This is a genomic window from Acidisphaera sp. S103, from assembly GCF_009765975.1.
In the GTDB taxonomy this organism is placed as follows: domain Bacteria; phylum Pseudomonadota; class Alphaproteobacteria; order Acetobacterales; family Acetobacteraceae; genus Rhodopila.
Genome location: NZ_LMUJ01000086.1, coordinates 1,051 through 10,360 on the forward strand (window position 1 = coordinate 1,051; position 9,310 = coordinate 10,360).

Annotated in this window: 11 protein-coding genes; 6 read left to right on the forward strand and 5 right to left on the reverse strand. The window is 65.4% G+C overall.

Translation table 11 applies throughout. The annotated features are described in order from the left end of the window. The coding region (locus tag GSQ89_RS39490; RefSeq protein WP_254073416.1) for an LON peptidase substrate-binding domain-containing protein at positions 1-393 on the reverse strand (393 nt) is incomplete at its 3' end. Next, complete coding sequence (locus tag GSQ89_RS28905) at positions 394-1,329, reverse strand: co-chaperone YbbN (protein ID WP_158931591.1); 936 nt, start codon at positions 1,327-1,329, stop codon at positions 394-396. It lies immediately after the preceding gene. A gap of 194 nt (positions 1,330-1,523) precedes the next feature. Between GSQ89_RS28905 and GSQ89_RS28910 the strand changes: the two genes are divergently transcribed. Beyond that, positions 1,524-2,531 carry a DNA polymerase III subunit delta' gene (locus tag GSQ89_RS28910; RefSeq protein WP_158931592.1) on the forward strand — a complete coding sequence of 336 codons (1,008 nt, stop codon included), beginning with the start codon at positions 1,524-1,526 and terminating at the stop codon, positions 2,529-2,531. A gap of 62 nt (positions 2,532-2,593) precedes the next feature. Here the strand turns inward: GSQ89_RS28910 and GSQ89_RS28915 are convergent, their stop codons facing one another. Beyond that, positions 2,594-2,917 (reverse strand): nucleotidyltransferase domain-containing protein, encoded by a 324-nt coding sequence (locus GSQ89_RS28915; protein WP_158931593.1) that lies wholly within the window; start codon positions 2,915-2,917, stop codon positions 2,594-2,596. A 149-nt stretch (positions 2,918-3,066) separates the two neighbouring features. Here GSQ89_RS28915 and metG point away from each other — a divergent pair, with 149 nt between their 5' ends. The 3 genes from metG to GSQ89_RS28930 are packed head-to-tail and all read left to right on the forward strand — an operon-like array spanning position 3,067 to position 6,163. Then, positions 3,067-4,602 (forward strand): methionine--tRNA ligase, encoded by a 1,536-nt coding sequence (gene metG, locus GSQ89_RS28920; protein ID WP_158931594.1) that lies wholly within the window; start codon positions 3,067-3,069, stop codon positions 4,600-4,602. After that, positions 4,602-5,378 (forward strand): TatD family hydrolase, encoded by a 777-nt coding sequence (locus GSQ89_RS28925; RefSeq protein WP_158931595.1) that lies wholly within the window; start codon positions 4,602-4,604, stop codon positions 5,376-5,378. Before metG ends, GSQ89_RS28925 begins: the two co-directional genes overlap by 1 nt. Then, the gene (locus GSQ89_RS28930) at positions 5,375-6,163 is read left to right on the forward strand and encodes an MBL fold metallo-hydrolase (protein ID WP_158931596.1); all 789 of its coding nucleotides are present in this window, start codon (positions 5,375-5,377) and stop codon (positions 6,161-6,163) included. Before GSQ89_RS28925 ends, GSQ89_RS28930 begins: the two co-directional genes overlap by 4 nt. Positions 6,164-6,205: 42 nt before the next feature. Here the strand turns inward: GSQ89_RS28930 and GSQ89_RS28935 are convergent, their stop codons facing one another. Both GSQ89_RS28935 and GSQ89_RS28940 read right to left on the reverse strand, forming a co-directional pair. After that, positions 6,206-6,781, reverse strand: a complete 576-nt coding sequence (locus GSQ89_RS28935; RefSeq protein ID WP_158931597.1) for a hypothetical protein — start codon at positions 6,779-6,781, stop codon at positions 6,206-6,208. A 129-nt stretch (positions 6,782-6,910) separates the two neighbouring features. Next, positions 6,911-7,150, reverse strand: coding sequence for a hypothetical protein (locus GSQ89_RS28940; protein ID WP_158931598.1), 240 nt, complete (start codon positions 7,148-7,150; stop codon positions 6,911-6,913). A 131-nt stretch (positions 7,151-7,281) separates the two neighbouring features. Here GSQ89_RS28940 and GSQ89_RS28945 point away from each other — a divergent pair, with 131 nt between their 5' ends. Continuing rightward, positions 7,282-7,905 carry a glutathione S-transferase family protein gene (locus GSQ89_RS28945; RefSeq protein ID WP_158931599.1) on the forward strand — a complete coding sequence of 208 codons (624 nt, stop codon included), beginning with the start codon at positions 7,282-7,284 and terminating at the stop codon, positions 7,903-7,905. Positions 7,906-8,033: 128 nt separating this feature from the next. Then, entirely contained in the window at positions 8,034-9,056 is a 1,023-nt protein-coding gene (locus GSQ89_RS28950; RefSeq protein ID WP_158931600.1) for a methionine synthase, read from the forward strand. The last annotated feature ends 254 nt before the right edge of the window (positions 9,057-9,310 follow it).

The window sequence follows — 9,310 nt, forward strand, 5'->3', positions numbered from 1 at the left end:
GGTCAGCGTCATGTCTTCGGTATAGCGGGAGAAATCGCCGCGCACACGGCGGTAGCCGCGCTGCATCGGCAGTTCCGCGGCGATGGTGAAGCGGGCGAGGCCGGTGAGGGTGATGAGCAGGCGGCCGTCGTCGGTTTCGCTGAACGACGACAGCCGGCCGAGGCAGCCGATGCGGTAAAGTCCCGGCTCATCGCCCGATGCGGGCGCGTTGGAATCCGGCTGGATCATGCCGAACATGCGGCCGGCGGCCAGCGAGTCCTGGACCATCGCCAGATAGCGCGGCTCGAAAATGTTCAGCGGCAGCTTGCCCCGCGGCAACAACAGCGCCCCCGGCAGGGGGAAGACCGCGAATTCGGCCGGGAGGTCCTCAGGTTGTGGGTGAAACGCCGCCATTCAACTGAACAGCAGCGCCGACAGGCGGCGGCGGGCGGCCTGGGTGGCGGGATCGTCGAAGCCCCAGGCCTCGAAGAATTTCAGCAGTTGCAGGCGGGCGGCGCCTTCGTTCCAGGTGCGGGCGCGGCGAACGATTTCCAGCAGGGCGTCGGCGGCCTGCTCGCGTTCGTTCATCGCGTTCAGGGCGGTGGCGAGGTCATAGCGCGCCTGGTGGTCGGCCGGGTCGGCGGCGAGACGGGCCTGCAGGGACTGCAACTGGTCCTTGGCGGCGCGGCCTTCCTTGGCGAGCGCGAGGGCGCTGCGGGCGCCGGCAACCTCGGCGTGGTCGGCCAGTTTTTCGGGGACCTGGGACAGGGCTTCCTCGGCGGCCTCTTCCTGGTCCATGGCCATCAGGGAGCGGATCAGGCCGCCCCAGGCCTCACCGTTTTCCGGTTCCTCACCCAGCAGGGCGCTGAATAGTTCGCCGGCTTGCTGGGGTTCGCCTTGCTCAAGCGCGGCCTTGGCCTCGGCCAGCAGGTCGGCGGCGGGCATCGAGCCGCCGGTGGCCTTCAGCAGGGCCTCGACGAAGCGTTTCACTTCGGATTCGGGCTGCGCGCCCTGGAAGACGTCGGCAATCTGGCCCTGCCAGAAGGCGGCGACGGTGGGAACTGACTGCATGGGCAGGCCGAGGCGGGCCAACTGCTGGACGAGCTGCTGGTTGGCGTCGATGTCGATCTTGACCAGCTTGACGCGGCCGCCGGCGGCTTTGGTGACTTTCTCCAGCGTCGGGGTCAGTTGCTTGCAGGGGCCGCACCAGGTCGCCCAGAAATCCACCAGGACGGGGATGGTGCGGGAGGCCTCGATCACGTCCTGCATGAAGGTCTTCTGGTCGCCGTCGACGATCATGTTGGCGTTGGCGGCGGCTTCGGGCGAGGCCTGGCCGATGATGTGGTCCATAAGTCGGGTTCCCTGGTCGTCTTCGGTCGGTTCACGTGTAGATATAGGTTGCCCGCCGGCAAACAAACATCTGTTCGCGGTGGGCTTGGTTTCTGGAACCATGCCGTCTGGGGGCGGTTGCGTCCAGGGGTGGGGCGGCCGGCCTGTCGCCGGCGGGTGTGACGTGGGCGGGAAACCTCCGCTATAACCCGGTCATGCCTGCCCCTGAACCCCGTGCCAATCCGCTTCTTCTCGGCCATGCGGACGCCGAGACGACCATCCTGGACGCGATACGAGCGGGGCGGATGCATCATGCGTGGTTGATCACGGGGCCGGAGGGCGTCGGCAAGGCCACGTTGGCCTACCGATTCGCGCGGCGGCTGCTGGCTGGGCGGGGGGCTGGGGACACCCTGGCGCTCGACCCCGCCGATCCGGTGTTCCGGCGCGTCGCCGCGGGTTCCCACGCCGACATGAAGACGATCGAGCGGGAACTGAACGAGAAGACCAAGCGCATGAAGACCCAGATCGCGGTCGAGGATGTGCGCAAGATCAATGGGTTCATGTCGCTGACTCCGGCCGAGGGCGGTTGGCGGGTGGTTGTCGTCGATGGGGCGGAGGAGATGAATGCCGCCTCGGCCAATGCGCTGCTGAAGATATTGGAGGAACCGCCGCCGCGGGCGATCCTGCTGCTGGTGTGTTCGGCGCCGGGACGGCTGCTGCCGACAATCCGCAGCCGGTGCCGGCGGTTGCGGTTGGGGCCGCTGGACGACGCGGCGATGGGGGTGCTGTTGGGGCAGTATCTGCCGGGGCTGGATGCGGATGAGCGGGGGCGGCTGATGACCCTGGCGGAGGGCTCGCCGGGGCGGGCGATCATGCTGGCGGAGGATGAGGGGCTGAAAATCGCGCTGCTGGTGGACAAGCTGCTGGCGGACATGCCGGCGGTGCCGGTTTCGCGCGGGTACGAGATCGCGGATATGCTGGGGCGCAGCGAGACGGGGTTCTCGACGTTCATGGACCTGATGCGGGCGGGTGTGGCGTCGGCGGTGCGGGACAGCGTGCGGGGCCGAGCGGATCCGGACCAGGAACGGCTGGTCGCGCTGCGGTCGCTGGATGCCTGGGGGCAGATTTGGCAGGGCCTGACCCGATTGCAGGACGAAACGGAACGGTTCTCGGGGGATAAGCGGCAGGCGATTGTCGCCGGGATCGGGATGTTGAGCGAGTGAGGTGGGACGCGCGTTGCCGTTATTTCGTTATTCAGTCGCCAGATAATCCCGGGCTTCCGGCGTCATAGATCGATGCCGTCACGCCGCAGTTCGGACATCAAACCGGTCCGGTCGTTGTAGGCACTGGCGCGAAAGGGAAGGGCATTGATCATGGCGCCGGTGTCGAAAAGGATATCTGTCTCGATCTCTGCCAAACGAGCCGATTCTTCGCCAAACCCTTCCGGTTCGTGGATGAACACGGCGACGTCGTAGTCAGAGTCGGGGCGGGCGTCGCCTCGGGCGCGGGAGCCGAACAGGGCGACGCGTACCAGCTTACTGCCGTAGGCACCGGTCAGGGCGTGGCGGAAGCGGATCAGCACGGGATCGTCGATCCGTGTTGTCGACATGGGGAACTCCCGGTAACGCCCGGTCATAGCATATGACGCGGATCGGCCCTATCGGCATTCCAACGACGCATAGGCCATCGCGCGATCCCGGGTTATAACCGTCCGGTGCCGGGATCGGCATGCGAGGCGATACAGCTCAAAGAAGACCTATGACCGAGAAATTCTACATCACGACCCCGATCTATTACGTGAACGGGGCGCCGCATATCGGCCACGCCTATACCTCCATCGCCGCCGACGTGATGGCCAGGTTCAAGCGGCTGGACGGGTATGATGTGTTCTTCCTGACCGGCACCGACGAGCATGGGCAGAAGGTGGAGCAGGCGGCGGCGGCCGCTGGTGTCGATCCGCAAACGTTTACCGATGGAATCTCGGCTGATTTCAGGGCGATGAGCGACGCCATGGGGGTGTCGTACGATGATTGGATGCGCACGACGCAGGAGCGGCACAAAATGTCCTGCGCCGAACTGTGGAAGCGGATCGAGGCGAATGGCGACATCTACCTGGGGCATTACGAAGGCTGGTATGCCGTTCGGGATGAAGCATTTTATGATGAGGGTGAGCTGACGGTCCGGCCGGATGGGTCTCGGGTGGCGCCCAGCGGGGCGCCGGTGGAATGGGTGAAGGAGCCGTCGTACTTCTTCAAGCTGTCGGCCTGGCAGGACCGGCTGTTGGCGTTTTATCAGGAAAATCCGGACTTTATCGCACCTTCTTCACGTCGGAACGAAGTGACCAGCTTCGTGAAGGGCGGGCTGCTGGACCTGTCGATCAGCCGGACGACGTTCAACTGGGGGATTCCGGTGCCGGGGGCGCCGGGGCACGTGATGTATGTCTGGCTGGATGCGCTGAACAATTATGTCACCGCTTGCGGGTTTCCGGATGAGGCGGCGCCTCGGTGGGGGTTCTGGCCGGCGGATGTGCATTTCGTCGGCAAGGACATCATCCGGTTTCACGCGGTCTACTGGCCGGCGTTCCTGATGGCGGCGGGGCTGCCGGTGCCGAAGCGGGTGACGTCCAACGGCTGGTGGCTGATGGACGGGGAGAAGATGTCCAAGTCGCTGGGGAACGTGGTGGAGCCTCGGAAGCTGGCGGAGATTTTTGGGCTGGATCAGATCCGGTATTTCCTGCTGCGGGAGAAGCCGTTCGGGGCGGACGGATCGCTGTCGCACCAGGCGATCATCAGCCGGATCAATGTCGATCTGGCCAACGACCTGGGGAACCTGGCGCAGCGGACGTTGTCCCTGGTGGCTCGCAATTGCGGTGGCGTGCTGCCGGCGAGGGGTGCGGTGACGGCGGACGATACGACGCTGCAGGTGGCGGCGGATGGGCTGCTGGCGTTGGTGCGAGGGCATGTCGATCGCCAGACATTCCACGATGGGCTGGAGGAAATCTGGAAGGTCATTCGCGCGGCCAACGGGTATATCGACCGGCAGGCGCCCTGGGCGTTGAATAAGACCGACAAGGTGCGCATGGGGTCGGTGCTGCGGGTGCTGGTGGATACGATCCGGGTGGTCGCCACGCTGTTGCAGCCGGTGATGCCGGACAGCATGGCGCGGATGCTGGATCAGTTGGGGGTTCCGGCGGATGGGCGGGGGTTCGCCGAACTGGGCGTGCCGTTGGTGGATGGGCAGGCGCTGCCGCCGCCTCAGGGGGTGTTTCCCCGCTATGTGGAGCCGGCGGCCTGATGCTCGTCGATAGTCATTGTCACCTGGACTACTTCACGCCGGCCGAGTTGCCGGACGTCGTGGCTCGGGCCGAGGCGGCCGGTGTCGGGGAAATGGTAACGATCGGCACGTCGATGGCGCAATCTGGGGGATTGCCGGCGCTGATCGCGGGGTTTCCGAACCTGTGGTGCACGATCGGGGTCCACCCGCATCATGCGGCCGAGGCGCCGGTGCCAACGCCGGAGGCACTGGCGGAAATGGCCTCGCATCCTCGGGTGATTGGGATTGGTGAGTCGGGGCTGGACTATTTCTATGACCGGTCGCCTCGGGACGTGCAGGCGGAGAATTTCCGAGCGCATATTCGGGGGGCGCGGTTGGCGGGGGTGCCGCTGTGTATCCATGCGCGGGATGCCGATGATGATATCGCTTTGATTTTGAGGGAAGAACGCGACAGCGGCGGGCCGTTCGACTTTCTGCTGCACTGCTTCAGCTCGGGGCGCGGGCTGGCGGAGGCGGCGCTGGCGATGGGTGGGTATGTCAGTTTCTCGGGGATTTTGACGTTTCCGCGGTCGGCGGAATTGCGGGCGATCGCCGCCGATGTGCCGCTGGACCGGCTGCTGGTGGAGACTGACTCGCCCTACCTCGCGCCGGTGCCGTTCCGGGGCAAGCGCAATGAGCCGGCTTGGGTTGCGCACACCGCCAAGGTGTTGGCCGAGGTGCGGGGGATGACGCCGGCGGCGGTGGCGGACCTGACGACGGGGAACTTCCGGCGGTTGTTCCGGAAAGCCGCCGCATGAAGGTGACGCTGCTGGGAACCGGGGGATCGGCTGGGGTGCCGATGATCGGCGGTGCCGATGGCGGTGGCGACTGGGGCGATTGCGATCCCGGGGAGCCGCGGAACCGGCGGACTCGGTCGTCTATCGTGGTAGAAAGTGAAATTGGTCAACGACTTCTGGTCGATACCTCACCTGATATGCGAGAGCAGTTGCTGAGGTGCGGGATCCCGGGTGTGGATGCGGTTTTATTTACGCACGCGCATGCGGATCATATCACCGGGATCGACGATGTTCGGATTCTGAACCGGATTGCCGGGCGGCCGCTGTCGGCGTTCACGACAATGGCGACGCTGACCGATCTGATCCGGCGGTTCGGCTACGCGTTCCGGCCTTGGGAGCCACCGCATTTCTATCGGCCGGTGTTGGAAGGACGACCGGTTAGCCACGGCGACCTGTTTGAGGCGGCGGGGCTGCCGGTTCAGGTGTTCACGCAGAACCATGGGCGGGTGGATACGCTGGGGCTGCGGATCGGGGCGTTCGGGTATTCAACCGATGTCGTGGCGCTGAACGACGCCGCGTTCTCGATCCTGGAGGGGGTGGATACCTGGGTGGTGGGGTGCTTCCTGCGGCGCGGCCCGCACTGGACGCATGCGGATCTGAAGACCGTTTTGGAATGGGTTGAGCGGTTGCGGCCCCGGCGGACCGTGCTGACCCACATGGGCACGGACATGGATTGGGCGTGGATGCGGGAAAACCTGCCGGCGGGGGTGGAGGCCGGGTACGACGGGATGGTGTTGGCGGTCTGACAGGTCTTTCCCGGGGTTTTCGTCAGGCCCGGCCTGCCGGGGTCAGTAGGTGCTGTAGGCGGGATACCGCGAATAGTAGGAATAATAGGGGTAGCCCTGCTGGTACGGATAATATCCCGGATAGGCGTAGTAGGTGACGCGCGGCGCGGACGGCACGTGCGCTGTCGCATAGACCGCGGGGCGATGCGGCGGGTTGGGGCGGACGGACACGCGATGCGACGACGCGATCACGGGGCGCGATGCATGTTTGGTGACGCGGTTATGGGCGGTGAACGCCTTCGGCAGCGGCCAGGGCAGCGGCAGCGGTGACGCGGCAACCTCGGTCGGGGTGACCGCCTGCTGCAGCGGCGGCCAGGGCTGGCCAAGCTGTGACGCGGCGGTCTTGGTTGGTGCGGGCGGGGACGGGGGCGGCGTTGGTGCGGCCTCCGGGGTTTGAACGGCGGCTATGGCGGCTATGGCGGCCGCTGGCGGTTCGGTTGGCAGCGCCGCGACCTGCGTCGACGACTGCTGCGCCAACTGCGCCTGGTGTTGCTTCAGCCCGGCATAGCCGGCGGCGCCGGAGCCGCCGATGACGACAAGGGCACCGAGGTACCACATCAAAACCGCTCGGATGGTCATACCGAATCCCCTCTTAGCCGACTCGAAGGCCTATCATCAGAATCATGTTACCCGTCTTGGCGGGCGCCAGCACGTTCGATCGCTGTGCCGGCCGATCACAAAATTATCCACCATCGCCGTGCCGGCGGTTTATTCCGCTGAACCGGCTGGAAAATGCCAGCCTTCCTGCCGCAACCTGACGACCGGAGGATAGGTGGTCAGCGGTTGGTGGCCCGAAAGCCGGCGGTGCAGGGCGATACCCGCCATGGCGGCCGTGAACCCCAGGACGACGCCGATCATCGTCGCGGCTGCATGCGACCCGGCCGGCGCATCGATATTCGGCAAAAACCGGGACTGCGCGTGCGGGGCGGCAATAGCATCGATTCGCATTGGTACGGCGCCTTTTCGCGGTGTCCCGTCGCCCTTCGGCATTCGTTGTGATAAAAACGAAGTCGGGGCGAACGAACGGGGGATTTCGGTTTTTCTCCGTATTCCGGTTAAGCCCCGGAAGGAGACAGCGCATGATCCTGATCGGCCAGTTCGATTCTCCGTTCGTGCGGCGCGTCGGGATCACGATGCGGCTGTATGGCATCGCGTTTGAGCATCGGCCCTGGTCTGTCTTTCGGGATGCCGGACAAATTGCGGCCTATAACCCGCTTCGGCGGGTGCCGACGCTGGTGCTCGACGATGGCGAGGTGCTGGTGGATAGCGTGACGATCCTGGATCACCTCGATGAGGCCGTGGGTCCCGCGAGGGCGATGATCGCCGCCGGCGGTCCGGCGCGGCGTCAGGCCTTGCGGGTCGCGGCGTTGGCCACCGGCCTTTCCGACAAATCGGTCAGCCTGGTGTATGAGCGTGTGCTGCATCAGCCGGTGTCTCAGCGCTGGGTCGATCGTTGCGTCGAACAAATAACGGCGGTCATGGATGCGCTGGATGCCGATCGCGCCGGCCGCGGCACGCCGTTCTGGTTCGGCGCGGCCATTGGTCACGCGGACATCGCGGTCGCCTGCGCGATCAGGTTTGTGATCGAGGCGCATGGGCCGCTGTTCGCCATGGCGCGATGGCCGGCGCTGGCGTCGCATGCCGAGCGGTGTGAGGCGCTGGAACCGTTTCGGACGGTTGTGCAACCATTTCTGTTGCCGTAACAGTTGTTTGGGGTGGGTATCGTGTCGGTTCCGTGATGCGGAACCTTAGAGCGTTTTGTTTGATCGCATGATTCACGCGCTCTGGACGTTCCGCCCAGCGCGATCATGCTCTGGGGGAGAAAACGGGAATGTTGCGCACGACGATCGCCGGCAGCCTGCCGAAGCCGGAATGGCTCGCCGAACCGAATATGCTGTGGGCGCCTTGGAAGGGTTCGGGGCAGGCGCTGGCGGCGGCGAAACGCGATGCGACCCTGCTGTGGCTGAAGCGCCAGGAAGATGCCGGGATCGATATCGTCACCGACGGCGAGCAGTCTCGCCAGCATTTCGTGCATGGTTTCCTGGAGCGGATCGCGGGGATCGATTTCGACAACAAGGTCGAGATGGGTATTCGTAACGATCGCTACAAGGCGATGGTACCGGTTGTAACCGGTCCCCTGCGCCTGATCGATCGTGTCCACGCCGTTGAGGCTGGCGTGGCGCGAGCGCATACGGGGCGGACGTTGAAGTTCACGTTGCCGGGGCCGATGACGCTTGTCGATACGATTGCCGATACGCACTACGGCGACAAGGTCGCGCTGGCGATGGCGTTCGCGGACCTGCTGAATCAGGAGGCCAGGGCGTTGGAGGCAGATGGGATCGATGTGATCCAGTTCGATGAGCCGGCGTTCAATGTCTACATGGATGAGGTTGCTACCTGGGGTATCCGAGCGCTGGAGCGTGCCGCTGCGGGGCTGCGGTGCACCACGGCGGTGCATATTTGTTACGGATACGGCATCAAGGCGAATATCGACTGGAAAGGGTCGCTGGGTGCCGAATGGCGGCAGTATGAGCAGATTTTTCCGGTGCTGGCCGCCAGTGCGATCGACCAGGTGTCGTTGGAATGCCGTAATGCCAAGGTTCCGTTGCGGCTGCTGGGGTTGCTGGCTGGCAAGGACGTGCTGGTCGGGGTGATCGATGTCGCGACGGACGTGGTGGAGACGCCCGAACAGGTCGCCGGCGTGATCGCCGATGCGCTGGCGTACGTGCCGGCCGATCGGCTGTTCCCGTGCACCAATTGCGGCATGGCGCCGATGTCGGTGGACGTGGCGGCGGCGAAGCTGGTGGCGTTGGGGCAGGGGACGGCGCTGGCGAGGCAGCGGCTGGGGGGTTAGCGGGTCTCCGGGCGTTGGGTGAGGGGCGGCTGGCTGGTTGCCGTATGGCCGGGTGCGGCCTGGCCGTCTTCGCGCGAACGGTGGGGGGCAGATGGCCGGGACATGCCCGGCCATGACGGATAGGCAACGTCGAGCGGGAAAGGCGACGTTTGATTGGTCAGCTCAGGGCCATTTCCTGGTAGCCGTTCGCGGCGACGTCATCACATCGGGCGCGATAGGCTGGGGCGCTGCCGCTGTAGCGGGTCGGGTGTTGA

Bases quoted from the DNA above. Each gene is read 5' to 3' on its own strand.
- GSQ89_RS28945 (WP_158931599.1), top strand. From the start codon at position 7,282: ATGATCCTGATCGGCCAGTTCGATTCTCCGTTCGTGCGGCGCGTCGGG.
- GSQ89_RS28950 (WP_158931600.1), top strand. From the start codon at position 8,034: ATGTTGCGCACGACGATCGCCGGCAGCCTGCCGAAGCCGGAATGGCTC.
- GSQ89_RS28910 (WP_158931592.1), top strand. From the start codon at position 1,524: ATGCCTGCCCCTGAACCCCGTGCCAATCCGCTTCTTCTCGGCCATGCG.
- metG (WP_158931594.1), top strand. From the start codon at position 3,067: ATGACCGAGAAATTCTACATCACGACCCCGATCTATTACGTGAACGGG.
- GSQ89_RS28905 (WP_158931591.1), bottom strand. From the start codon at position 1,329: ATGGACCACATCATCGGCCAGGCCTCGCCCGAAGCCGCCGCCAACGCC.
- GSQ89_RS28940 (WP_158931598.1), bottom strand. From the start codon at position 7,150: ATGCGAATCGATGCTATTGCCGCCCCGCACGCGCAGTCCCGGTTTTTG.
- GSQ89_RS28935 (WP_158931597.1), bottom strand. From the start codon at position 6,781: ATGACCATCCGAGCGGTTTTGATGTGGTACCTCGGTGCCCTTGTCGTC.
- GSQ89_RS28925 (WP_158931595.1), top strand. From the start codon at position 4,602: ATGCTCGTCGATAGTCATTGTCACCTGGACTACTTCACGCCGGCCGAG.
- GSQ89_RS28915 (WP_158931593.1), bottom strand. From the start codon at position 2,917: ATGTCGACAACACGGATCGACGATCCCGTGCTGATCCGCTTCCGCCAC.
- GSQ89_RS28930 (WP_158931596.1), top strand. From the start codon at position 5,375: ATGAAGGTGACGCTGCTGGGAACCGGGGGATCGGCTGGGGTGCCGATG.